Below are 23,802 nucleotides of genomic sequence, written 5' to 3'. Positions count from 1 at the left end.
CGACTATCGCCGGGATTCTTAAGGCTGCGAAGCATCACGACGGCGCGGCGACGTCCGGTGACACCCGTGCGGCAGCGGGCCACAGCCGATAAGCTCGCAAGGGTGAAGGCCATCCGAAGGTTCACCGTCCGCACCGTCCTCCCCGAGTCCATCGCCCCGCTGGGGCGCCTGGCCAGGAACCTCCGCTGGTCCTGGCACAAACCCACCGAAGACCTCTTCGCCGAGCTCAGTCCCCACGCGTGGGAGACCGTGCACGGGGACCCCGTCAAGCTCCTGGGGTCCCTGACCCGCGAGGAGATCCAGCAGATCTCGCAGGACCCCGATCTCGTGGCGCGCATCCGGGCTCTCGACGCCGACCTGGAGACCTATCTGAGCGAGCCGCACTGGTACCAGCGCACCCAGGGCGACGACGCACCCGCGGCGATCGCGTACTTCTCCGCCGAGTACGGCATCACCTCCGCTCTCCCGCAGTACTCGGGAGGGCTGGGCATCCTGGCCGGCGACCACCTCAAGACCGCCTCCGACATGGGGATACCCGTGGTCGGGGTGGGGCTGCTCTACCAGGCGGGCTACTTCAAGCAGTCCCTGTCCCGCGACGGCTGGCAGGAGGAGACCTATCCCGTCCTGGACCCCGACGAGCTCCCCCTGTCCCTGCTGCGCGAGGCCGACGGCTCACCCGCGCGCGTGACGCTTCCCCTGCCCGACGGGCGCTCGCTGTCCGCACAGATCTGGCGCGCGGACGTGGGCAGGGTCCCCCTGCTCCTGCTCGACTCGAACATCCCCGACAACGACGACGCCGCCCGCAACGTCACCGACCGGCTGTACGGCGGCGGCAGCGACCACCGCCTGCAGCAGGAGCTGCTGCTGGGCATGGGTGGGGTGCGCGCGCTGCGTCTGCACAGCCGCCTGACCGGAGCACCCGCGCCCGAGGTGTACCACTGCAACGAGGGCCACGCCGGCTTCCTGGGCATCGAGCGGGTCCAGGAGCTCATGAACCCCGGCGCCGGAGCCGCACCCATGACGTGGGACGAGGCCCTCGCCCAGGTGCGCGCGAGCACCGTGTTCACGACCCACACCCCGGTGCCCGCGGGCATCGACCGCTTCGAGCGCGCCCAGGTGGAGCACTTCTTCGCCGCGGGCCTGGCTCCGGACGTCCCCGTGGACCACGTGCTGGACCTCGGCGCGGAGACCTACCCCGGCGGTGACCCGGGCAAGTTCAACATGGCCGTCATGGGCCTGCGCCTCGCCCAGCGCGCCAACGGTGTGGCCAAGCTGCACGGCGCGGTGTCCCGGTCCATGTTCCAGGGACTGTGGCAGGGCTTCGACGCCGACGAGGTGCCGATCTCCTCCGTGACCAACGGGGTGCACGTGCCCTCGTGGATCGACCCCGAGGTGGCGGCGCTGACCCTCGAGCCCGGGGAGAACGACCAGGATCCCGCGGCCCGCTGGCGGAAGATCTACGACGTCCCCGACACCGAGCTGTGGGCCGCCCGCCGCGTGCTGCGCGAGCGCCTCGTGCAAGACGTCCGCGAGCGGCTCCGCGCGTCCTGGAAGAAGCGCGGTGCCACGGACGCCGAGCTGGGCTGGACGGAGAGCGTGCTGGACCCGGACGTGCTCACCATCGGCTTCGCCCGCCGGGTCCCCACGTACAAGCGGCTCACGCTCATGCTGCGGGACCCCGAACGGCTCAAGCGCATCCTGCTGGACCCCCAGCGCCCGGTGCAGCTGGTGGTGGCCGGCAAGTCCCACCCCGCGGACGAGATGGGCAAGCGGATGATCCAGGACCTCGTGCGCTTCACGGACGATCCCGAGGTGCGCCACCGGATCGTCTTCCTGCCCAACTACGACATCGCCATGGCCCGGGTGCTCTTCCCGGGGTGCGACGTGTGGCTCAACAACCCGCTGCGCCCCCTCGAGGCGTGCGGCACGTCCGGCATGAAGGCCGCGATCAACGGCGGACTGAACCTCTCCGTGCTGGACGGCTGGTGGGACGAGATGTACGACGGCCAGAACGGCTGGGCGATCCCCACCGCGGACGGCAAGGCCAGCACGGACGAGCGCGACGACGTGGAGGCCGCGGCCCTCTACGAGCTGATCGAGAGCCACGTGGCGCCGCGCTTCTACGGCGAGACGTCCGGGACCGCGACCGCCACGCCGGAGGCCGACGCCGCGCAGAGCCCCTCCGCCGCCGTTCCGCACCAGTGGCTCGCCATGGTGCGGCACACGCTGGCGACCCTCGGTCCTCGGGTGTCCTCCCGGCGCATGCTCACCGACTACGTGGAGCAGCTCTACGTCCCGGCCAGCGTGTCCGGGCGCCGGGCGGCCGCGGACGACGGCGCCGCCGCACGCGCCACGGCCCACTGGATCGAACGGGTGCGGGAGGCGTGGCCCCGGGTCCGCGTGGAGCACGTGGACGCGCAGGGCGTGCACCAGGAGCCGCAGATCGGGGACGAGCTCGGTATCAGCGCATACGTGGACCTCGGCCCCCTGTCCCCCGAGGACGTCACCGTCCAGGTGGGCTACGGCCGGGTGAGCGAGACCGACCACCTGCACGAGCGCTCCTACGCCGAGCTGGCCCCGGTCAAGGACCTCGGGGCGGGCCGCGTGCAGTTCAGCGGCCCCATCACGATCGACCGCTCCGGGCCGTTCGGCTACACGGTGCGGGTGCTGCCCCGACACGACGAGCTGGCCGATCCGGCCGAGCTGGCGCTCGTGAGCAACGCCGCGGACTGAGCTCCCGCAGCACGCAGAACGCCCCCTTCCGCACCGGAGCACCGGTTAGGCGGGAGGGGGCGTTCTCGCACGTGCGTCCGCCGCGTCAGGTGACGGCGAACATGGCGACGCTCTGCGCGGGCACCTCCACCGTGTCCCCGGTGTGCCAGCGGTTGCCCGTGAGCTCGTCCAGCTGGGGGTCCGTGGCGAGCACGAGACGGAAGGTGGCCTCCCGTGGCGGCAGCGCGGCGGCGTCGTCGTGCGGGGACTCGAGCAAGGGCAGCACAGCGTTCACCGGTGCCTGCGTGCCGTTGAGCACGAAGAGCCCCGCGAGGTCTCCCCCGCGCGCGGCGATGACCACCTGCAGCGCCCGCTCCCCGTCGGTCTGCCACCGCTCCGCCGTCATGTGCTCCCCGGTGCTCGCGTACCAGAGCAGCACCACGTCCTCGGGACGCGTGGGGAACTGCCGGGGCTGACCCGCGAGGAACGCGCGCCGGGCGCGGATCAGTCGCTGGGTGGTGCGGAACATCGAGCGCGCCAGGGGTGTGGGGCGCCAGTCAACCCAGGAGAGCCTGTTGTCCTGGCAGTACGCGTTGTTGTTGCCGTCCTGGGTGCGCAGGAACTCGTCGCCCGCGGTGATCATGGGTATCCCCTGGGAGAAGAGCAGGGTGGCCATCATGTTCCGCGCCGTGGCGGCCCGGGCGGCGCGGACCCGGACGTCCGGGGCGAACCCCTCGTGGTCGTGGTTCCACGAGTGGTTGTCGTTGGTGCCGTCCGCGTTGTTCTCGAGGTTGGCCTCGTTGTGCTTGGCGTCGTACGCCGTGAGGTCGTAGAGCGTGAACCCGTCGTGGGCCGTGACGAAGTTGACGGACGCCAGGGTGCTGCGCCCGTGCGGGGCGAACAGCTCCGCGGAACCGGACATCGCGCCCGCGAGGCGGGCCGCCGTGCCCCCTCCCCCGCCGCGGCGCATGGTGCGCTGGCCCGAGAGCCAGAAGTCCCGCACGGTGTCCCGGTAGTGGTCGTTCCAGTCCGCCCACCCCACCGGGAAGCGCCCCGTCTGCCAGCCGCCGGCGCCCACGTCCCACGGCTCGGAGATCATCCGCACACCCTGCAGCACGGGGTCCGCGGCCACGGCCACGAAGAACGGGTGGTTGCGCGTGAAGTGGTGCTTCTCGTCCCGCCCGAGCTCGGGCGCCAGGTCGAAGCGGAAGCCGTCCACGTGGCACTCGGTGACCCAGTAGCGCAAGGAGTCCAGTGCCATGCGCACCACCTGCGGGTTGGAGAAGTCCATGGAGTTCCCGCAGCCCGTGACGTCCACGTACGCGCCGTGCTGGTCGTGCCGGTAGTACGCGCGGTCCCCCAGCCCCCGCCAGCAGTAGGCCCGCTGGTCCGGGCCGCCCTCGGCCGTGTGGTTGTAGACCACGTCCAGGAACACCTGCAGCCCGGCCCCGTGCAGTGCGTCCACCGCAGCTTTGAACTCGTCGAGCACCGCCGTGGGCCCGGCGGCCTGCGCGGCCGCCGTGGCGTAGCCGGCGTGCGGGGCGAAGAAGCTCAGGGTGTTGTAGCCCCAGTAGTTGGTGAGCCCGTTCGCCGTGAGGTGCTGCTCGTCCAGGTGCGCGTGCACGGGGAGCAGCTCCACGGCGGTGATCCCCAGGCTCCGCAGGTGCTCCAGCATCACGGGGTGGGCCAGGCCCGCGTAGGATCCCCGGAGGTCGTGCGGGATCTCGGGGTGGAGCATGGTGAGGCCCTTGACGTGCGCCTCGTAGACCACGGTGTCCCGCCACGGCGGGGTGGGGCGGGACTCGTCCTGCCACGCGTGGTTCTGGGCGGTCACCACGGAGACGTACATCCCGCCGTACGCGTCCGGGCCGGGGTTCACGACGCCGCTGGGCGGGGCCACGCGCTCGAGCCCCCGCCCGTACGGGTCCAGCAGCACGGGTTCCACGGCCGGGTCCGGCGCGGGGGTCCCCGCCGGCTCCGCCGCGACGAACCCGTAGCGGGTGCCCTCGGGCATGGCCGGGCACACGTCCCGGGCAAGCTCCTCGGGCGTCATCTCCTGGGCGGGGACGCTGCGCGGCCGCGGCACGGTGGCGTAGTGGGTGCCGTGGTTCTCGCCCTCCAGCCGCAGCCGCTGCCAGGTCTCCCCCGGGCGCTGGAACACGAGGTCCACCGCATCCAGCCCGGGCGCGTGGACAGCCACGTTCGCCGTACCGTCCCCCGAGCGCGAGGGGTGGACCCCCAGCGGGTGGCTACGCGCCTGCACGCCGGCGCGCGATCTCGTACAGCGTGATCCCCACGGCCATGGACGCGTTGAGCGACTCCATGGCGGACTCGATGGGGATGGAGACGATCGCGTCGCAGTGTTCGGTCACCAGCCGGGAGAGCCCCTTGCCCTCCGAGCCCACGACCACCACGAGAGGTTCGGTGGCCAGCTCGAGCTGCGGCAGGGACATGTCCCCGCCGCCGTCCAGGCCCACCACGAAGTAGCCCTGCTTCTTGCAGTTCTCCAGGGTCCGGGTGAGGTTGGTGGCCTTGGCCACGGGCACGCGCGCCGCGGCGCCCGAGCTGGTCTTCCACGCGGTGGCGGTGACCCCGGCGGAGCGGCGCTCGGGCAGGACCACGCCGTCCCCGGCGAACGCGGAGACGCTGCGGATGATCGCACCCAGGTTGCGAGGATCGGTGATTCCGTCCGCCGCGACCAGCAGGGGCGGGTGTCCCTGGTCCGCGTCCCGCATGAGGGAGGCCGCGAGCTCGTCCGCGTCCTGGTACTCGTACGGCGGCACCTGCAGCACCACGCCCTGGTGGATCGCGTCCGCCGAGAGCCGGTCCAGCTCACCGCGGGAGGCCTCCAGGGTGGGCACCTGGCGCTCGGCGCACAGCTGCAGGATGTCCTTGACGCGGTCGTCCACCTCGATCTTGGACGCGATGAACAGCGTCTTGGCGGGGACACCCCCGCGCAGCGCCTCGAGCACCGAGTTGCGGCCCGTGACGAGATCCTCCTTGATGGGACCCGTGCCCGAGCGCTGGGGGCGGCGCGGTTGGTTCTGCTGCTTGCGGGCCGCGGCCTGCTTGGCCTTGTAGGCCTTGTGGTAGACCCGGTCCTCCGCCTTGGGCGTGGGACCGCGGCCCTCGAGGCCCTTGCGGCGCTGCCCGCCGCTTCCCACGACCGGGCCCTTCTTCTTCTTGCGGACTGCTCCGGGGCGGCTGTTCTGGGCCATGGTCATCACTTCCGTGTCTGTCACGGGTCACGGCCAGAGGGCCGCCCCGGGGTGGTCGGCGATCTGGGTCCAGTTTAGGTCAGCGTCAGGATTCCACGGACCACGCGGAGCCCTGCGCACCGTCCTTGACGACGACGCCCGCGGCCGCCAGCTGGTCCCGGATGGTGTCCGCGAGGGCCCAGTCCCGGGCTTCGCGTGCCGCGGCCCGGCGCGCCAGCAGGTCCTGCACGAGGGCGTCCAGTGCACGCTGCTCCGCGCCGCTCGCGTCCCCGGCGGCGTCGAGCGCCATGAGCGGCAGCAGCCCGAGGACGTCCGACATCCCGGCGACCGCCGCGGCGAGCGGCTGCGCCGCGCGGTGCTCCCCCGCGGCGAGTGCCGAGTTGGCCGCGCGCACCGTCTCGTGCAGCACGGCGAGCGCGCGCGGGACGTTGAGGTCGTCGTCCATCACGGCCACGAACTCCTCGGGCACGTCCTGCGCGTCCCAGTCCAGGCCGAGCCCTGCGGCGCGGGCCGAACGCAGCACGGACTCCACGCGCTCCACCGCGGCGGTGGCCTCCTTCAGGGAGGTGGGCCGGTAGTCCAGCACGGAGCGGTAGTGGGCCTGGCCCAGGTAGTAGCGCACCGCGAGCGGACGCGCCTCGCGCAGCATGTCCTGCGGGGAGACCGTGTTGCCGATCGACTTGGACATCTTCTCGCCCTGGTACGTGACCAGGCCGTTGTGCAGCCAGAAGTTGGCGAACTCCCGGCCGGCGGCCGCGGACTGGGCGAGCTCGTTCTCGTGGTGCGGGAAGCGCAGGTCCAGCCCGCCGCCGTGGATGTCGAAGTGCGCCCCCAGGTACTTGTCTGCCATAGCGGAGCACTCCAGGTGCCAGCCCGGGCGGCCGCGGCCCCACGGGGAGTCCCAGGAGGCCGTGAGCGGCTCACCCTCCTTGTGGCCCTTCCACAGGGCGAAGTCCCGGGGATCCCGCTTGCCGCGGGGATCGGCGTCCGGCGCGTCCTGCATGTCCTCGACCCGCTGCCGGGTCAGCTCCCCGTAGCGCGGCCACGAGCGGACGTCGAAGTACACGTCCCCGGAGCCGTCCGTGGCCGGGTAGGCATGCCCGGCGTCGATCAGCTCCTGGATCAGGGCGTGCATCTCGGGCACGTGGCCCGTGGCGCGCGGCTCGTACGTGGGGCGGTCGATGCCGAGCGCCGCGTACGCCTCCCCGAACACGCCCTCGAAGCGGTAGGCCAGCGCCCACCACGGCTCCCGGGCGTGCTCGCCGCGGTAGTCCTGCTCGTAGGACGCGCGGGAGTTCACCAGGATCTTGTCGTCGATGTCCGTGACGTTGCGGACCGTGGTGACCTCCAGGCCGCGGAAGCGCAGCCAGCGCGCGAGCACGTCGAACACCAGGGCGGAGCGCACGTGGCCGATGTGCGGCGCCCCCTGCACCGTGGCCCCGCAGTAGTACAGCCGGGCCTCCCCGGGGTGGACGGGGACGAAGTCCTTGATGGTCGCGGACGCGGTGTCGTAAAAGCGCAGAGTCACCGGACCAGTCTAGCGGGGCACCCAACGCGCACGACGGCGCTCCGGCGCTCAGGAGGTGCGCACCACCAGGGCCGTGGCGATCGCGGCGATGCCCTCCCCGCGGCCGGTGAGCCCAAGGGTGTCCGTGGTGGTGGCACTGAGGTGCACGGGTGCGCCCGCGGCTTCGGAGAGCACCGCGGCCGCCTCCTCCCGGCGGGGCGAGAACTTGGGGCGGTTGCCCACCAGCTGCACCGAGATGTTGCCCACCGTGAACCCGGCCTCCGCCACGATCCGCACGGCCTCCGCGAGGATCCGGCACCCGGAGGCCCCGGCGAACTCCGGGCGGTCCGTGCCGAAGTGCGCCCCGAGATCTCCCACCCCCGCGGCCGAGAACACGGCGTCCGCGGCGGCGTGGGCCACCACGTCCCCGTCCGAGTGGCCGCTCAGTCCGCGTTCCCCGGGCCAGTGCAGACCCCCGATCCACAGCGGGGTGCCCTCCGGCCCGAAGGCGTGCACGTCCACGCCCACCCCCACGAGGGGCAGGGGGTACGGGAGGCCTGCGCCGGTCTCTGAGGCGGGTGCGGCGGACTGGTGGGGTTCGAGAGCCATGCGCCCATTGTCGCGGATGAACCGGGAAGCAGAGGAGCCGGTGGCCTCACGTCCCGACGTCGAACGCCGCGGCCGACGAGCACCAGGGGGCGCGCGCCGAGGGCGGGTGACCACAGGAGGGGGCTCGGCTCGGCCTCAGCCCCGCGAGTCCACGACGGCGCGTGCCAGCAGCAGGTCCAGGGGGCGGGTGACCTTGAAAGACTCGACGTCCCCGGCCACGAGGACCACGGGGTGCTCCGGGGCGAACCGCTCCACCAGGCTGGCGTCGTCCGTGATGCCCGCGGGATCCTCCGCTCCGCGGTCCGGCAGCAGTCCCGCGGCCTCGTTCACGCGCTCCAGCAGTGCGCGGTCGAACCCCTGGGGCGTCTGGACGGCCCGCAGTCCCGCCCGGTCCACTGTGCCGGTGCTGCACCCGTGGGAGTCCACGCCGCGCACGGTGTCCGTCACCTCGACCACCGGCACCACGGCCTCCGCGCCGTTCTGCAGGGTGGCGACCACCCGCTCGAACACGGCGGGCGGGGTGAGGCAGCGAGCGGCGTCGTGCACCAGGACCCGTGTGGCTCCGGGGGGCAGCTCCGCGAGGGCACGGGCCACCGACTGGGCGCGCGTGGCACCGCCCGTGACCGCGCGCGCACCGCACGCTGACGCCACCGCGGTGAGCTCGGTGTCGCCCGCAGGAACTGTCACGAGCAGCGCGGCCTCGGGAAGCGCCTCGCGCACCGTGGCGAGCGCGTGCTCCAGCAGCGGGCGGCCGGCCACGGGCACGAGCGCCTTGGGCATGCCGTACCCGAGCCGCGTGCCGGAACCGGCGGCCACGACAACGACAGCGAGCCCGTCCGGTACGGACGGGCTCGCGAGGTCGTGGTGGTGCGTCACGGAAGGGCGGGGATCAGGCCGCGGACAGGATGTCGTCCAGGCGCTTCTCCGCCTCTTCCTCGTCGATCTTCTTGGCCAGGGCCAGCTCGGAGGTCAGGATCTGGCGGGCCTTGGTCAGCATGCGCTTCTCGCCGGCGGAGAGGCCCTTGCCGCGGTCCCGGCGCCAGAGGTCGCGCACGACCTCGGCGACCTTGAGGACGTCACCGGAGGCGAGCTTCTCGAGGTTGGCCTTGTAGCGGCGGGACCAGTTGGAGGCCTCCTCCGCGTCCTGCGCCTGGAGTACCGCGATGACCTGCTTGAGACCGTCCTCGTCCACGACGTCACGGACGCCCACGAGGTCCACGTTCTCCGCCGGGACCTCGATCATGAGATCCCCCTGGGTCACCTTGAGCCGGAGATACATCTTCTCTTCACCCTTGACGGTGCGAGTCTTGATCTCCTCGATGGTCGCCGCACCGTGGTGCGGATAGACGACCGTTTCGCCAACCTCGAAAACCATGCACAAACCCCTTTCAGCCCGCCAAGTCTACCACGGTGTATGATGCCCGATTCCTCGATCCCGGCCGCCCGCGGGGCGTCAGGCGGCGCCTGGAGACCGCGCCACGAGCGACGCGGGGTTGCAGACGATCCGTGGCCAAACCGATAGACTGACCGGAGATTGAGTCCCACCGTCAGAGAGCCCGAGGAGTTCGTGCCGTGAAGAACGCCGCCCACAAGAAGTTGCAGCAGCTCGGACTGGGCGCGGCAGCGCTTGCCGTCCTGACCGGCGTGAGCGGATGCGCGTACATCAGCCCTCAGGCCACCGCAGACACCTACGCCCCGGCGGACGGTGTCCAGATGGACCTGGGCGACGTCCAGCTGCGCAACGTGCTCGTGGTCGCGGAGGACGCGGACTCCCAGGGCCGTGTGCTCGGCACCGTGATCAACAACGGCGGCACCGCCCAGACCGTCACCATGGACGCGGACGGCGCCACGGCCAAGATCGAGGTCCCCGCCAACCAGGAGGTCGTCCTGGAGAAGTCCAAGCCCGTGATGCTGGACAAGGCCGGCGCGGACCCCGGCCTGATGGTGGAGACCTCGTTCACCGCGGACGGCCAGGACAGCAACGCCTCCGTGCCCGTGCTGGACCACACCTACCCGCGCTACGCATCCTTCGTTCCGGGTGGCGCTCCCACCACCCCGGCCAACCCATCCAACACCAAGGCCCCGGAGGGCCACTCCGAGGCCGGTCACTGACCCACCCGTGACGGCAGTGCTGCCGTGACCACCAGAGGGGTCGCACCCGCGCGGGTGCGACCCCTCTGTGCGTGTCCGGTGGGCGCGCGCGGGCTCCGTCCTTCCGGAGCCCCGTCCTTCCGCAGCCCCGTCGTGCCCGGAGCCCGTGCGGACCCGCGCCGCGCTCAGGCCTCGAACTTGTAGCCCAGCCCCCGCACGGTCACGATGTGCTGCGGTGCGGACGGGTCCGGCTCCACCTTGGAGCGCAACCGCTTGATGTGCACGTCCAGGGTCTTGGTGTCCCCCACGTAGTCGGAGCCCCACACCCGGTCGATCAGCTGCCCGCGGGTCAGCACCCTGCCCGCATTGCGCAGCAGCATCTCCAGCAGCTCGAACTCCTTGAGCGGCATGGCCACCGGCTCGCCGCCCACGTGCACCACGTGCCGCTCCACGTCCATCCGCACGGGACCCGCCGCCACCGTGGCGGTGATCAGCTCCTCGGGCTCGGAGCGGCGCCGCAGCACCGCCCGGATGCGGGCCACCAGCTCGCGGGAGGAGTACGGCTTGGTGACGTAGTCGTCCGCGCCGAGCTCCAGACCGAGCACCTTGTCGATCTCCGCGTCCTTGGCCGTGAGCATGATGATCGGCACCGTGGAGCGCTGCCGGATCTGCTTGCAGACCTCGGTCCCGGACTGGCCCGGGAGCATGAGGTCCAGGAGCACGAGGTCCGCGCCCGACCGGTCGAACTCCGCCACGGCGCGGACGCCGTCCGCCACGACCGTGACGTCGAAGCCCTCACGGCCCAGGAGATAGGCCAGGGGGTCGCTCAGGGACTCCTCGTCCTCCACCATCAGAATCTGGGTCACGCGCGTTCCTCCACTCGGTGTCTGCGGTGCGCGCCACCGGACGGTGGCGGCCCGTGCTGTTCGTCGGGATCCTCCATGAGCGGGATCTGCAGGGTGAACGTGGAGCCCCTGCCCGGCTGGGACCACACGGAGACCTCCCCGCCGTGCTGCGCCATCACGTGCTTGACGATGCTCAGCCCCAGTCCGGTGCCCCCGGTCTGGCGCGATCGTGCGCTATCCACCCTGTAGAAGCGCTCGAAGATCCGGTCCTGCTCGGTCTCCGAGATCCCCGGCCCCTGGTCCGTGACCGTGATCTGCGCCATGCCGTCGCGCTCCCGCAGCCCCACGCCCACCCGGGTGTGCTCCGGGGAGTACCGCACGGCGTTGTCGATGAGGTTGCGCACGGCCGTGACCAGCATGTCCGGGTCCCCGAACACCGGGGTGTCGATCCGCCCGCCCACCTTGACCTCGATGTGCTTGGTCTCCGCCGCCAGCCGGTTGCGGTCCACGGCCTCGCCCACGGTGCGGTTCAGGGCCACCGCGGTGCCCTTGGACACCACGTCCGTGCCCTGCAGCCGGGAGAGCTCGATGATGTCCTGCACGAGCGCGCTCAGCCGCCGTGACTCCCGCTGCAGGCTCGCGGCGAAGTGCCGCACGGAGTCCTGGTCCGCCGCCGCGTCCTCGATGGCCTCGGACAGCAGGCTGACGGCGCCCACGGGGGTCTTGAGCTCGTGGGAGACGTTGGCCACGAAGTCGTTGCGGATGGACTGCGCGCGCACGATCTCGGTCTGGTCGTCCGCGAGCAGCAGGATGTACTCGTCCGCAATGGTCACCACCCGGATGTCGAGCACGATCACGCCCCGCTGCAGCTGGCCGCGGGTCAGCTCCAGCCGCTTCTCCTCCACCACGCCGTTGCGCCGGGTGCTGCGGACCATGTCCAGGAGCTCCTGGTGCACCACGGTGTGGCCGCGCACGATGCCGTACGCGTACGCCGCAGGAGAGGCCCGGACCACGCCGTCCACGCCGTCCACCACCACGTAGGCGAGTCCGAGTGCCGCGAGGATCTCCGCGGTGCCCTCCGGCAGGGTGGGCTCCTGGACGTCCGCATAAGCATGACGACGGCGCTGGCTCACCCGCACGGCGATCAGTCCGCTGATGCCGAGCAGGAAGCCGATGAACCCGGCCAGCAGGGCAATCGTCGTCTCGCTCACGGTGTCAGCTTAGACTCCCGGGCTGGCGCGGAGCCCCCGATCGACCGGTCCGGCCACCCGGTTCAGCCAACGTTCACCTGGGGATGGCGGCGCGTTCACGACCGCCTGTGAACCTGGTGAGACGTGTGCGACGTCGTCGCACCGATCCCCCGGTGGCACCCGACCCGCTCGAGACGCGTAGGCTACGGGACCAAGAACTGCCGTGAATGAAAGGACGCCCCTGTGCGCAAGGTTTTCCAGGCCGAGCTCCACCAGGTCGGTGAAGAACTGATCCAGATCGCCACGCTCGTGCAGCAGGCACTGGCCAGCGCCCGAACCGCCTTCCTCGACGCCGACATCCAGGTGGCCGAGGAGGTCATCTCCAACGACGCCCGCATCGACTTCCTGCAGAACGACCTGGACGAGCGCTCCATCGACATCCTGGCCCTGCAGGCCCCCGTGGCCTCCGACCTGCGCATGATCGTGGGTGCCCTGCGCATGAGCGCCTCCCTGGAGCGCATGGGGGACCTGGCCCGCCACCTGGCCCAGCTGGCCCGGTTGCGCTTCCCCGAGCCCGTCCTGCCCGAGGCCATGCGCGCCCACTTCGACGAGATGTTCGAGATCGACCTCAAGCTGATCTCCCGCGTGATCTCCGTGCTGGGCAACCGCGACATCAGCCAGTCGGACGAGATCTTCGCGCTGAAGTCGGAGCTGAACCTCAAGCACCAGCAGGTCTTCGAGATGCTCGCCGCCCCGGAGTGGGACTCCTCCGTGCCCACCGCGGTGGACGTGACCCTGGCCTCCCGCTACCTCGAGCGCATCGGCGACCACGGCGTCTCGGTGGCTCGTAAGGTGTCCTACTTGGTGACCGGGGACTGGGCGCCCGCCACGGACACCCACCCCACGGGCCACGGCCACTACGGCACCGACGCCGGGGAGTGATCCTGCGGGCCCCGGCCCGTTCTCGACGAAGGCCCCGCCCTTTCGGGCGGGGCCTTCGTCATGGGGTGGTGACCCCTACTTCTTGCCCTGGTTGGCCACGGCCTTGATGGACTCCGCGGCGGCGTCCGGATCGAGGTACCGACCGCCCGGGGTCACGGGCTTGAGGTTCTGGTCCAGCTCGTAGTACAGCGGGATGCCCGTGGGGATGTTGAGCCCGGCGATCTCCTCGTCCGAGATCCCGTCCAGGTGCTTGACCAGGGCGCGCAGGGAGTTGCCGTGCGCGGCCACCAGGACGGTCTTCCCGGCCTTGAGGTCGGGGATGACCTGCTCCTCCCAGTACGACATGAACCGCTCCAGCACGTCCTTGAGGCACTCGGTGCGGGGCAGGTTGGCCACGTCCGCGTAGCGGGGGTCCCCGGCCTGCGACCACTCGGAGGAGTCGTCCAGCTCGGGCGGCGGGGTGTCGTAGGAGCGGCGCCAGGTCATGAACTGCTCCTCGCCGTACTCCTCGCGGATCTCGGCCTTGTTCTTGCCCTGCAGCGCACCGTAGTGGCGCTCGTTGAGACGCCACGAGCGCTTCACGGGGATCCACAGCCGGTCCGCGGCGTCCAGCGAGAGGTTGGCGGTGTTCATCGCGCGGCGCAGCAGGGACGTGTGGACCACGTCCGGCAGCAGCTGGTTCTCGGCCATGAGCTCGCCGCCCCGGGTGGCCTCGGCGCGCCCCTTCTCCGTGAGGGGGACGTCCACCCAGCCGGTGAAGAGGTTCTTCTCGTTCCACTCGGACTGGCCGTGGCGCAGGAGGATGAGCTTGTAAGTCGCTGATTCGTTAGCCATGGCTCCATTGTTCCACCCCTGACCACGCGGGGGAACGGGCGACGCGCACCGGACGTACAGTGGCCGTGTGCCCCTTCAGCAGCGCCCCGTTGGATCCGTCACCAGGGGCACCACCAACCCCAACCGGCTGCGCCGCGCGGACCGCTACCTCACGGGCGTGCTGGCCCCCGTGCTCCGCGGCGCCACCGATCCCCTGCTGGTGGACCTGGGCTTCGGGGCCGCGCCTGTGACCACGGTGGAGCTGTGGGAGCGCGCCCGCACCGTCCGGCCGGACGTGGAGCTCACGGGGATCGAGATCGACCCGGCCCGCGTGGCCGGCGCGCAGTCCCACGCCCGCCCGGGGTTGTCGTTCCAGCGCGGCGGTTTCGAGATTCCCACCGGCGCACGGTCGCCGGTCTTCGTGCGCGCGTTCAACGTGCTGCGCCAGTACCCGGTGGAGGACGTGCCGGCGGCGTGGGAGCTCGCGTGCTCCCGCCTGGCACCGGGCGGTGTGCTCATGGACGGCACGTGCGACGAGCTGGGGCGGCTGGCCACGTGGCTGTGCTGCACCGCCCAGGGGCCGCAGACCTTCACCGTCAGCATGCGCCCGGGCGCCTTCGCGCTGCCCTCGGACGTGGCCGCCCGGCTGCCCAAGGTCCTGATCCACCGCAACGTGCCGGGTGAGCGCGTCCACGACCTCCTGGCCGCCGCCGACGCCGCCTGGCTGGCGAACGCCGCACTGTCACCGTTCGGGCCGCGGCAGCGCTGGAACGCGATGTGCCGCGATCTGAAGGCCACCGGATGGCCCGTGCTGCACGGACCCGCGCGGTGGCGACTCGGCGAGCTCACGGTGCCGTGGGATGCGGTGGCGCCGCACTGAGCCGTGCGCGGCACTGTTCCGAGCGTGGACCCCGCTGGATCCCAGCGGGCCCGACGGACCACGCTGTCCGGGCGCTCAGCGCAGTGTGTTCGTCCGCGTCACCAGGACCCGGGGTTCTTGGACTCCCCCGCCACGGCGGGGCGCACGTCTGCGAAGTACACACCGGCGATCGTGGCCGCAATGAGCATGAGGATCAGCGACCCGGTCCCCGGGATGCCCACCCGCAGGATCGACAGGGTGGAGAAGACCGCGCTGAACACGGTGACCACCGCGGCACCACCCGTGAGGGCGAGCCAGAAGGACTTGGTGCGCTTCCAAGCCCGTTCGAACTGCACCGGGGAGCGCCGCACGCAGTCGAGTGCCGCGAGGAGGGCGAGCACCGCCACCACCACAGTGATGGCGTAGTCCAGGTAGTTCGCCAGAGTGAGGGCCCACGGGTAAGAAGTCACGGCAGCAGTCTACCGATCGGCGAGCGCGTCGAGCCCCGCGGCGAGGTCGCTCCACAGGTCCTCCACGTTCTCGATCCCCACCGACAGCCGCAGCAGGTTCTCGGGAACGGTGGTCGGCTCCTCCGGGTGCCGGCGCCGTCTCTCCACGAGGGACTCCACACCGCCGAGCGACGTGGCGGGGGTCCACACGCGCAGGCCGGAGACGAGGCGCTCGGCCGCGGCGGCGTCGTCGTGCAGCACCACCGAGAGCACCGCGCCGAAGCCGCCCGTCAGCTGCGCGGCCGCGCGCTGGTGCCCGGGGTCGCCCGGCAGGCCGGGGTAGCGCACCTGGGCCACGGCGGGGTGCTCCTGGAGCCTCCGGGCGAGCACCGCCGCGCTCGCCACGGCGCGTTCGAGGCGCACAGCGAGCGTGCGCAGCCCCCGCAGGGCGAGCCACGACTCGAAGGGGCCCGGGATGCCGCCCTCCAGGGTGCGCTGGGTGTGGAGTCGACTCCGCAGCTCGGGTGACGCGCACACCACGGCACCCATGAGGACGTCCGAGTGCCCCGACAGGTACTTGGTGGCCGAGTGCACCACGAGGTCCGCACCGAGTGAGAGCGGCTGCTGCAGCAGCGGCGTGGCGAACGTGTTGTCCACGCACGTGAGCACGCCCCGCGCACGGGCGCCCGTGAGCAGTACGGGGAGGTCGGCGACCTCCAGCATGGGATTGGTGGGGCTCTCGATCCACAGCAGGTCCGCGCCGGGCAGGGCGCGGAGCACGGCGGTGGTGTCCGCGATGTCCACGGCACGCACGGTGAGGATCCCGCGGTCCTGCAGGCGCCGGGCCAGCTGCAGGGTGCCCTGGTAGCTGTGCCGCGGCACCACCACCGTGCCGCCCACCGGCACGAGGCTCAGCGCCGCAGCGATTGAGGCCATCCCCGATGCGTGGGACAACGCCGGACAGGGCGCACCCTCGAGCTGCCCCAGGACCTCCTCGAAGGCCTCCCACGTGGGATTGGCGGAGCGCGCGTAGGAGCGGTCGCCGTCCGCGACGTCCCCTGTCCCCCGGTACGTGGAGCTCAGCACCATGGGAGGGTTCACGGGGGCGTCGTGCAGGGGCTCGGGGCGGCCGCCCGTCACCACCAGGGTGTCCTTGTGCATGCCCGTCAGCCTACGACCGTGGGCCCGTGCTGTGCTGCCTGCCCAGCCCCGGGCGGGACCCGAGGGTGTCGGGGGCGCTGGCTAGAGTGGTGCGCGTGAAGGATTCAACGCGCGGGGCGCTCATCGTGTTCGAAGGCGGTGACGGCGCCGGGAAGTCCACCCAGGTCAGTGCCCTCGCCGCGGCCCTGCGCAGTGCCGGGCACACGGTCACGTGCACGCGCGAGCCCGGGGGCACGCCGCTCGCCGAGGCCGTGCGGGCTCTCGTGCTGGACCCCTCCCACGCACCGGTCGACGCCGCCACGGAGGCCCTGCTGTTCGCGTCCGCCCGCGCGGACCACGTGTCCCGCATGATCCGGCCCGCCCTGGCGCGCGGCGAGATCGTGCTGTGCGACCGGTTCGTGGACTCCTCCGTGGCGTACCAGGGGGCGGGGCGGGGTCTGGGCACCGAGCACGTGCTCGAGCTGAACCACTGGGCCCTGCAGGGACTGGTTCCGCAGCTCACGGTGGTCCTGGCCGTGGCCCCGGCCACCGCCGAGTCCCGACGCCTCCACCGCGGCGTGGCCGTGGACCGCATGGAGGCCGAGGACCGCGCCTTCCACCACGCCGTGAACGCGGCGTTCCTCGAGCTGGCCGCCCGCAGCCCCGAGCGGTACCTGGTGCTGGACGCGGCCGAGCCCGTCGAGGCGATCACGCGCGCGGTGGCAGCTCGCGTGGCGCCGCTGCTGCCCGGAACCCCGGGAGGCGCACTGTGAGCGTGTGGGACGAGGTCGTGGGGCAGCCCCGCGTGGTGGAGCAGCTGCAGCGCGCCGCGCGGGACAACGAGCCCACCCACGCCTGGCTGTTCACGGGCCCACCCGGTTCGGGCCGCTCCACCGCAGCACGCGCGCTGGCGGCCGCGCTGCTGTGCGAGCACGGCACCGGGTGCGGGCAGTGCCACGCGTGCCGCACGGCGTTCGCCGGCACCCACGCGGACGTCACCAACTTCGTCACGGAGAACCCCCAGATCAGCATCGAGGAGGCCCGTGAGCTCGTGGTGCGGGCTCAGGACCGGCCGTCCGTGGGCTCCTGGCGCATCATGATCGTGGAGGACGCCGACCGCATGACGGAGCGCACCTCCAACGTGATGCTCAAGAGCATCGAGGAGCCGCCCCCGCACACCATCTGGCTGCTGTGCGCACCCTCCCCCATGGACGTGCTCGTGACCATCCGCTCCCGGTGCCGCGCCGTGACCCTCAAGGTCCCCTCCCCCGAGGACGTCGCCCGGCTGCTCGTGGCCCGCCACGGCGTCACCGAGGAGCGGGCCGTGGAGTGCGCGCGGCTCGCCCAGTGCCACGTGGGCGTGGCCACGCGCCTCGCCCTGTACGACGACGCCCGCACCCGCCGGCAGGAGGTCGTCTCCCTCCCGCTGTCCATGCGCGGGGTCACCCAGGCCGTCCGCGCGGCGGACCGGTTGCACCGCCTCGCCGTGGACGAGTCCGCGGCGGACGCGGAGGCCCGCAACGACGAGGAGCGGGCCCAGCTGCTCGTGTCCCTGGGCGCCCCCGAGACGGGTCGGGTTCCTCCCGCCATCCGGGGGGCCCTCAACCGGCTGGAGGCGGATCAGAAGCGCCGCTCCCGCCGGATCCAGACCGACACCCTGGACCGGTTCCTGATCGACCTCACCACGTTCTACCGGGACGTGCTGAGCGTGCAGCTGGACACCGGGATGCCCCTGATCAACGTGCACCTGAGTGATCAGATCCGCGGCTACGCCACCAACACAGCCGCGGAGCAGACGCTGCACACCATCGACGTGATCAGTGAGACGCGCCGGAGGATCCGCACGAACGTGAGCGCGCAGCTGGCGTTCGAGGCCATGATGGTCTCCATCGTCTGACCCGCCGAGAGGACCCCGTGAACCGCAGACTCCCCCACCGTGCGCTCGTCCTGCTGTGCGCGGCCGCGCTGTCCCTGTCCGCGTGCTCGAGCGGGAGCACCGGGGCGACCGACGCCGCCGGCAGCGCCGACCCTGAGGTCACGGCAGGCACGGATCCGGCGCTGGCACGGTTCTACACGCAGACCCCGCAGTGGGGCGAGTGCGAGAAGACCTCCGAGCAGCAGGAGTTCCCCCGGGGCCTGGAGTGCGCCGGCGTCACGGTGCCCGTGGACTACGAGCACCCGGACGCCGGCGACACCACCGTGGAGATCGCGCGGCTGAAGGCCTCTGACGGGGACGCCGCCGGGACCCTGTTCCTCAACCCCGGTGGCCCCGGTGGCTCGGGCGTGGACATGATGGCGTCCGCGGACTACTTCTCCTCCAAGGACATGCGCAGGGAGTACGACCTCGTGGGCTTCGACCCGCGCGGGGTGGACCGCTCGGACGGCATCGAGTGCCTCACGGACCGTGAGATGGATGCGTGGCGCTCCGAACCCGCGTTCGACCCCGAGAAGCAGTCTCTCGACGAGCTGCGGGCGAGCTCCCGAGAGGTCGGGGAGAAGTGCCACCAGAACTCCTCGGCCGTGGTGTCCCACATGGACACCCAGAGCGTGGCCCGGGACCTCGACGTCCTGCGGGCCGTGCTCCAGCAGCCCACCACGCACTACCTGGGCTTCTCGTACGGCACGGAGATCGGTGCCACGTACGCCCACCTCTTCCCCGCCCGCACCGGACGCATGGTGCTGGACGGCGCGGTGGACCCCACCCTGGACGAGCAGTCCGCAGCGCTCGCGCAGGCGAAGGGATTCGAGGACAACCTGCGCCACTTCGTGGCCGACTGCCAGGAGACCACCAAGGACTGTGCGGTGGCCGGCGCGGACGTGGACGCCGGGATGTCCAAGATCCAGGACATGCTGGCCACGGTCTCCGAGGGGCACGCCAGGACCTCGGACGGGCGCACGGTCACCGCCACGAACGCGATCGAGGGGATCCTGGTGCCCCTGTACTCCACCACCGGCTACTCCCAGCTGAACTCGGCGCTGCAGGATGCCTTCGACGGGAACTACGACGCCCTGATGGCGGCCAGCGACTCCAACCACGGGCGCAGCCCATCCGGGGAGTACACCTCCAACGTGTCCATGGCCTTCACCGCGGTGAGCTGCCTGGACACCTCCTCGGCGGACGTGACCGACCAGCAGATGGAGCGGGCTGCCCGTGAGATGGCGCAGCAGGCCCCCACGTTCGGCCCCTACCTGGGCTACGGCGCCGCGGCGTGCCAGGGCTGGCCGGACGAGCCCGTCACCCCGCTCGAGGACTACCGTGCGGACGTGGAGACCCCTGCCATGGTCATCGGCACGACCCACGACCCGGCCACGCCCCACGCCTGGGCCGAGTCCCTGACCGATCAGCTGGGGGACGCCCGTCTGCTGACCCACGAGGGGTACGGCCACACGGCCTACACCTCCGGCTCCTCGTGCATCACGGACGCCGTGGACGACTACTTCCTCCGGGGCCGGCTGCCGGACGAGGGCGCCGTGTGCGAGCAGAGCTGAGCTCGCCGCGATGGTGTGATTGGTGGTGCCTGACCGGCATCTGATACTGTTTCGGCGTGCATCTGGGGTGTCCGCATCCCGGTCACGCCGCCTTAGCTCAGTCGGTAGAGCGATTCACTCGTAATGAATAGGTCGCCGGTTCGATTCCGGCAGGCGGCTCCGCACGGCCCCGGGCAGCTGTTCCGCGGCCACAGAACGGGCGGTTCCGAGGATTCCTCGGGGCCGCCCGTTCTGCGTGTCCGGCGGGAGCCGTCACTGCTGCTGCGCGTTCTCCGCCTCCCGGTAGGCCTCCCGCTGCGTGCGCCGCAGCCACCGCGTGTGCACCCGGAAGTTGATCTCCACGAGCACGGAACCCGCCGCCGCAATGGCCAGCGACGCCCAGAACAGGGACTCGTGGGGCAGCTCGAACTGGTGGTACGCCAGGGAGATGGGCACCACCAGGACCAGCACGAGCCCCGCGTACATCGCCAGCACGAGTGCGAGACGCACGGGCGTGAGCGGCCGGGAGCCCACGCACAGCACCCACAGCCCCACGAGCACAAGCACCATGAAGCTGGCGGTCTGGAACGCCTCCGTGCTGTGCGCGGGGTCCACGGTGCGCTCGTAGAAGTTCAGACCCACCACGCAGAGCGTCACGATCGCCGCGCTCGGGAGCGCGAAGTGCAGGGCCCGGCGCAGGTACCCGGGGACGTAGCGGCGGGTGTTCGGGAGCATCGTGAGCACGAAGGACGGGATGCCGATCATCAGCGCGTCCGCCGTGGAGTACTGGCGCGGCAGGAACGGGAAGGTCCAGGCGAGCAGCCCGAGGGCGAGCCCCATCATGACCGCGAAGCCCGTCTTGGTGAGGAACAGGTTGGTGACCCGTTCGATGTTCGCGATGATCTTCCGACCCTCGCCCAGCACCGAGGGCAGCCGGGAGAACTGCCCGTCCAGCAGCACGAGGCGGGAAACGGCCTTGGTGGCCGGCGCGGCGTTGCCCATCGCGATCCCCAGGTCCGCGTGCTTGAGGGCCAGGGCGTCGTTGATCCCGTCGCCCGTCATGGCCACCACGCGCCCGCTCTGCTGCAGTCCCAGCACCATGTTCTTCTTCTGGTGGGGTGACACCCGGCCGAAGACGCTGTGCTCCAGCGCAGCACGGTGCAGCTCCTCGCCATCCTCCGGCAGCGTGCTCGCGTCCACCGCCCCGCGGGAGACGTCCATCCCGGCCGTGGCCGCCGCGGCCGCTACCGTGGCGGGGTTGTCCCCGGAGAGCACCTTCAGGTCCACACCCTGCTCCCGGAAGTACTCGAGGGTCTGCCGGGCGTCCGAGCGCACCTGTTCCGAGAAGGTCAGCAGCAACTGGGGTTCGTGGTCGGTGGGCAGCACCTGTGCCGCGCGCGGCTTCTCGTCCGTCCCACCCTCGTCCGCGAGCACCAGGTGGGGCGCGTGGGAGAGCACCATGGTGCGCATTCCCGCGGCCGCCAGGGCGTGTGCGCGCCCCCGCGCCGCGTCGTGCTCCGGCGCCGCGAGCAGCACCTCCGGGGCGCCCAGGATCCAGGCCCCGCTGTCCGGGAACTCCACGCCGGAGAACCTGTTGGCGGAGGAGAAGGCGAGCACGGCCACCGGCGGCAGCGGGTTCGGGTGCTCGAAGCCTTCGGCGAGCGCGGCCGCCGTGGGGTTCGCGTGCGGGTCCGCTCCGAACCACGCGAGCGCGGCCGCGGCGTCGGGCTCGGGCGTCACCACGTCGGTGGCCTCTCGTCCCGTGACGCCGTCGGGCCTGTCCCCGGCAGACGTCGACGCCGCGGTGCAGGCTGTGGTGGTCGCCTCGCAGGCGGCGCTCCGCCCGGGAGCACGGTCAGCGCGGCCACGGTCCGGCGTGGCGGCGGTGCGCTCGCCGACGCCGCCGGGAGACGGGCGCGCCCCGGCCATCAGGCTGCGGGCGGCGTCGAACGAGACCCCGCCCTCCGTGAGCGTGCCGGTCTTGTCGAAGCACACGGTGTCCACGCGGGCGAGCACCTCGACCGCGGGCTGCTCCTGGATCAGCACCTCGTCACGGGCGAGCTTCACGGCCGCCACCGCGAAGCTGATGGTGGTCATGAGCGCCAGACCCTGCGGGATCATGGACGCCACGGAGGAGACGGCCGCGACCAGGGCGTCCGCCCAGCCCCCCGAGGTGAACGCGTGCTGCCACCCGCCGGCGGCCAGCATCTGCCCGTTGAGCACCACGGCCACGATCGGCAGCAGCGCGATGGTGAGCCACCGCACCACGCGAGCCAGCGAGGCCCGCAGCTCCGAGTTGATGGGGGCGAACTGCCTGGCCTCGGTGGCAAGTCTGGAGGCGTGGGACGCCTCCCCCACGGCCGTGACCCGTACTTTCCCCGCGCCGCCCGTGACGCTCGAGGCGGAGAACACCTGGTCCCCCCGGCGCTTGACCACGGGGTCGCTCTCCCCCGTGAGCAGCGACTCGTCCAGGTCCAGGCCGTCCGCCTCGAGCACCACGGCGTCCGCCGGGACCTGGTCCCCGCGGGAGAGCAGCAGGACGTCGTCCAGCACGATCTCCTCGAGGGGGATCCGAACGGTGGCACCGTCGCGGAGCACCCGCGCGGGGTCCCGGCGCAGCAGGGCGATCCTGTCCAGCTGCCGCTTGGCGGAGTACTCCTGGACGAAGCCGATCACCACGTTGCTCACCGCAGCCAGGCAGAACAGCAGGTCCAGCCACCGGCCCAGTGCGATGATGACCGCCGCGCACAGCCCCAGCACCAGGTTGAAGAGGGTGAACACGTGGGTGCGGACGATGGCCCACACGCTGCGGGACGTGGTGCTGGAGGACGCGTTGGTCAGTCCGAGGGCGATCCGCTCGGCAACGGCGTCCGAGCTGAGACCCTGGCGGACGAGGACGCCGTCGTCGACAGTGGCCGGCTTGGGCGACGGGCTCTGCGTCCGCTGGGGCATGGTTCTCCTCGGGTCGGCACCGCTACACCCTTCAGTCTATGAGCACCGCGAACGCACCGGGGGCGGCAACAATCCCGCTCAGGCCTACCGTGGCACAACGGTGTTTTATAAACTTGCGACCAGGACGGTGCGGCTCAGGCGGCCGCAAGGTCCACCACAGGGGACACACCGGTGCCCCGGAGACGCTTCCGGTGACCGGAGACGGTCGAGGGCTGGAGGGGTCCCGGGGCACCGCCCGGACACAACCCGGCAGACCTCTCCACGGCCCCTGGCCAGCACCTGGAGTGCCCGCCCGCCCAACGCCGCTCGGCGCGTCTCTGCCCGACCGGTCGTTCGGCTCACCGCAGTCCAGGGATGCCCTCGGCGGCCGCCCGCTCAGCGTGCGGCTCGATCTCCCTGGTGGGCCGCCAAGAGGGACTCCGCCGAATCCACGTGCTCTTGTACCACCGCGAAGCGGCGCTGGACGGAGCCGACCCCCGGGCTCGGCGCGTCGGGTCGCCGCATGGCCCCGGCGGCGTCGCCCCCCGCGGACAGCCCCTGCCGGGGGACCCGCGCGCCCTCCGCAGAGCCGGCAGCTCCGGGACCCCGGTCACCCTCCGCGGAGTCGGGAGCCCCGGAGCGCTGAGTGCCCTGGGCGGCGAAACGCGCCATGGTTAGAGCCTCCGCGGTCTGTGCCATGGCGTTGCCGGCACGGGAGAGCTGGCGGTGGACGTCCGAGAGGTAGCCGGACGAGGAGTGCGGAATGTCCTGGGTCTGGGACGGGGCACGGAGGTGGGCCTCCGTGCACACGGCACGCACCCGCGGCAGCAGGTCCGCGAGGTCGTTCGCCACCGGGACCGCGGCCTCCCGCAGCTCGGGGTCCCGCACGGACTCGAGGATCTGGTGGTACCGGTCCAGGCCCCGCTTGAAGCGGTCGTGCGCGCGGCGCCATACGCCCTCCCCGAGCTCGCGCTCGTCACGGCGCGTGGCCCTGTACTCACCGAAGAATCCCACCGAAGCCTCTTTCC

General features: G+C 71.8%; 20 protein-coding genes and 1 tRNA gene. 8 read left to right on the top strand and 13 right to left on the bottom strand.

Annotation, left to right across the window (positions count from 1 at the left end; genetic code table 11):
• Positions 1-102: 102 nt before the first annotated feature.
• Positions 103-2,733: an alpha-glucan family phosphorylase gene (gene glgP, locus P8S73_RS09830; RefSeq protein WP_396350358.1), complete on the top strand. Its 2,631-nt coding sequence runs from the start codon at positions 103-105 to the stop codon at positions 2,731-2,733.
• A gap of 85 nt (positions 2,734-2,818) precedes the next feature.
• On the opposite strand, the gene glgX is transcribed toward glgP, so the two are convergent.
• The 6 genes from glgX to P8S73_RS09800 all read right to left on the bottom strand — a co-directional run bounded on the left by glgX (position 2,819) and on the right by P8S73_RS09800 (position 9,421).
• Positions 2,819-4,975 carry a glycogen debranching protein GlgX gene (glgX, locus tag P8S73_RS09825; RefSeq protein WP_059281589.1) on the bottom strand — a complete coding sequence of 719 codons (2,157 nt, stop codon included), beginning with the start codon at positions 4,973-4,975 and terminating at the stop codon, positions 2,819-2,821.
• Positions 4,962-5,930 carry a 23S rRNA (guanosine(2251)-2'-O)-methyltransferase RlmB gene (rlmB, locus tag P8S73_RS09820; RefSeq protein WP_039101102.1) on the bottom strand — a complete coding sequence of 323 codons (969 nt, stop codon included), beginning with the start codon at positions 5,928-5,930 and terminating at the stop codon, positions 4,962-4,964. Before rlmB ends, glgX begins: the two co-directional genes overlap by 14 nt.
• A gap of 85 nt (positions 5,931-6,015) precedes the next feature.
• The gene (cysS, locus tag P8S73_RS09815; RefSeq protein WP_059281588.1) at positions 6,016-7,458 is read right to left on the bottom strand and encodes a cysteine--tRNA ligase; all 1,443 of its coding nucleotides are present in this window, start codon (positions 7,456-7,458) and stop codon (positions 6,016-6,018) included.
• Between the two features lie 48 nt (positions 7,459-7,506).
• Positions 7,507-8,046, bottom strand: coding sequence for a 2-C-methyl-D-erythritol 2,4-cyclodiphosphate synthase (gene ispF / locus P8S73_RS09810; RefSeq protein WP_019310493.1), 540 nt, complete (start codon positions 8,044-8,046; stop codon positions 7,507-7,509).
• A gap of 135 nt (positions 8,047-8,181) precedes the next feature.
• Positions 8,182-8,922: a 2-C-methyl-D-erythritol 4-phosphate cytidylyltransferase gene (ispD, locus tag P8S73_RS09805; protein WP_121242129.1), complete on the bottom strand. Its 741-nt coding sequence runs from the start codon at positions 8,920-8,922 to the stop codon at positions 8,182-8,184.
• A gap of 13 nt (positions 8,923-8,935) precedes the next feature.
• A complete protein-coding gene (locus P8S73_RS09800) occupies positions 8,936-9,421 on the bottom strand; it encodes a CarD family transcriptional regulator (RefSeq protein ID WP_012398940.1) in 486 nt (161 codons plus the stop codon).
• Between the two features lie 197 nt (positions 9,422-9,618).
• On the opposite strand from P8S73_RS09800, the gene P8S73_RS09795 reads away from it, so the two are divergent.
• A complete protein-coding gene (locus P8S73_RS09795; protein WP_121242131.1) occupies positions 9,619-10,158 on the top strand; it encodes a hypothetical protein in 540 nt (179 codons plus the stop codon).
• A gap of 164 nt (positions 10,159-10,322) precedes the next feature.
• Here the strand turns inward: P8S73_RS09795 and P8S73_RS09790 are convergent, their stop codons facing one another.
• Together P8S73_RS09790 and P8S73_RS09785 are read right to left on the bottom strand one after the other, a co-directional pair.
• A complete protein-coding gene (locus tag P8S73_RS09790) occupies positions 10,323-11,003 on the bottom strand; it encodes a response regulator transcription factor (protein WP_039101075.1) in 681 nt (226 codons plus the stop codon).
• Positions 11,000-12,193, bottom strand: a complete 1,194-nt coding sequence (locus P8S73_RS09785; protein ID WP_396350357.1) for a sensor histidine kinase — start codon at positions 12,191-12,193, stop codon at positions 11,000-11,002. Before P8S73_RS09785 ends, P8S73_RS09790 begins: the two co-directional genes overlap by 4 nt.
• A gap of 222 nt (positions 12,194-12,415) precedes the next feature.
• Between P8S73_RS09785 and phoU the strand changes: the two genes are divergently transcribed.
• A complete protein-coding gene (gene phoU, locus P8S73_RS09780) occupies positions 12,416-13,114 on the top strand; it encodes a phosphate signaling complex protein PhoU (RefSeq protein ID WP_019310499.1) in 699 nt (232 codons plus the stop codon).
• Positions 13,115-13,189: 75 nt separating this feature from the next.
• Here phoU and P8S73_RS09775 read toward each other — a convergent pair whose 3' ends face one another.
• Positions 13,190-13,948 carry a phosphoglyceromutase gene (locus P8S73_RS09775; RefSeq protein ID WP_249494291.1) on the bottom strand — a complete coding sequence of 253 codons (759 nt, stop codon included), beginning with the start codon at positions 13,946-13,948 and terminating at the stop codon, positions 13,190-13,192.
• A 67-nt stretch (positions 13,949-14,015) separates the two neighbouring features.
• Between P8S73_RS09775 and P8S73_RS09770 the strand changes: the two genes are divergently transcribed.
• The gene (locus P8S73_RS09770) at positions 14,016-14,807 is read left to right on the top strand and encodes a class I SAM-dependent methyltransferase (RefSeq protein ID WP_070636684.1); all 792 of its coding nucleotides are present in this window, start codon (positions 14,016-14,018) and stop codon (positions 14,805-14,807) included.
• A gap of 98 nt (positions 14,808-14,905) precedes the next feature.
• On the opposite strand, the gene P8S73_RS09765 is transcribed toward P8S73_RS09770, so the two are convergent.
• Entirely contained in the window at positions 14,906-15,256 is a 351-nt protein-coding gene (locus P8S73_RS09765; RefSeq protein WP_039101070.1) for a DUF2516 family protein, read from the bottom strand.
• A gap of 9 nt (positions 15,257-15,265) precedes the next feature.
• The gene (locus P8S73_RS09760; RefSeq protein WP_208546797.1) at positions 15,266-16,396 is read right to left on the bottom strand and encodes a PLP-dependent aspartate aminotransferase family protein; all 1,131 of its coding nucleotides are present in this window, start codon (positions 16,394-16,396) and stop codon (positions 15,266-15,268) included.
• Positions 16,397-16,491: 95 nt separating this feature from the next.
• Here P8S73_RS09760 and tmk point away from each other — a divergent pair, with 95 nt between their 5' ends.
• The 4 genes from tmk (at position 16,492) to P8S73_RS09740 (ending at position 20,023) form a co-directional block, all read left to right on the top strand.
• Positions 16,492-17,148 carry a dTMP kinase gene (gene tmk / locus P8S73_RS09755; protein WP_208546796.1) on the top strand — a complete coding sequence of 219 codons (657 nt, stop codon included), beginning with the start codon at positions 16,492-16,494 and terminating at the stop codon, positions 17,146-17,148.
• Positions 17,145-18,272, top strand: coding sequence for a DNA polymerase III subunit delta' (locus P8S73_RS09750; RefSeq protein WP_121566292.1), 1,128 nt, complete (start codon positions 17,145-17,147; stop codon positions 18,270-18,272). Before tmk ends, P8S73_RS09750 begins: the two co-directional genes overlap by 4 nt.
• Before the next feature lie 17 nt (positions 18,273-18,289).
• Complete coding sequence (locus P8S73_RS09745; RefSeq protein WP_121242143.1) at positions 18,290-19,864, top strand: alpha/beta hydrolase; 1,575 nt, start codon at positions 18,290-18,292, stop codon at positions 19,862-19,864.
• Positions 19,865-19,950: 86 nt separating this feature from the next.
• Positions 19,951-20,023, top strand: a tRNA-Thr gene (locus P8S73_RS09740).
• Positions 20,024-20,116: 93 nt separating this feature from the next.
• On the opposite strand, the gene P8S73_RS09735 is transcribed toward P8S73_RS09740, so the two are convergent.
• Both P8S73_RS09735 and P8S73_RS09730 read right to left on the bottom strand, forming a co-directional pair.
• Positions 20,117-22,795 (bottom strand): HAD-IC family P-type ATPase, encoded by a 2,679-nt coding sequence (locus P8S73_RS09735; protein WP_396350356.1) that lies wholly within the window; start codon positions 22,793-22,795, stop codon positions 20,117-20,119.
• 375 nt (positions 22,796-23,170) lie between these two features.
• Positions 23,171-23,788, bottom strand: coding sequence for a hypothetical protein (locus tag P8S73_RS09730; protein ID WP_039101067.1), 618 nt, complete (start codon positions 23,786-23,788; stop codon positions 23,171-23,173).
• Positions 23,789-23,802: the final 14 nt, after the last annotated feature.

The sequence above is a fragment of the Kocuria sp. ChxB genome (assembly GCF_044359605.1).
Taxonomy (GTDB): domain Bacteria; phylum Actinomycetota; class Actinomycetes; order Actinomycetales; family Micrococcaceae; genus Kocuria; species Kocuria rhizophila.
Note: the sequence above shows the minus strand (reverse complement) of the source record. Positions and strands in the feature narration are given on the sequence as shown.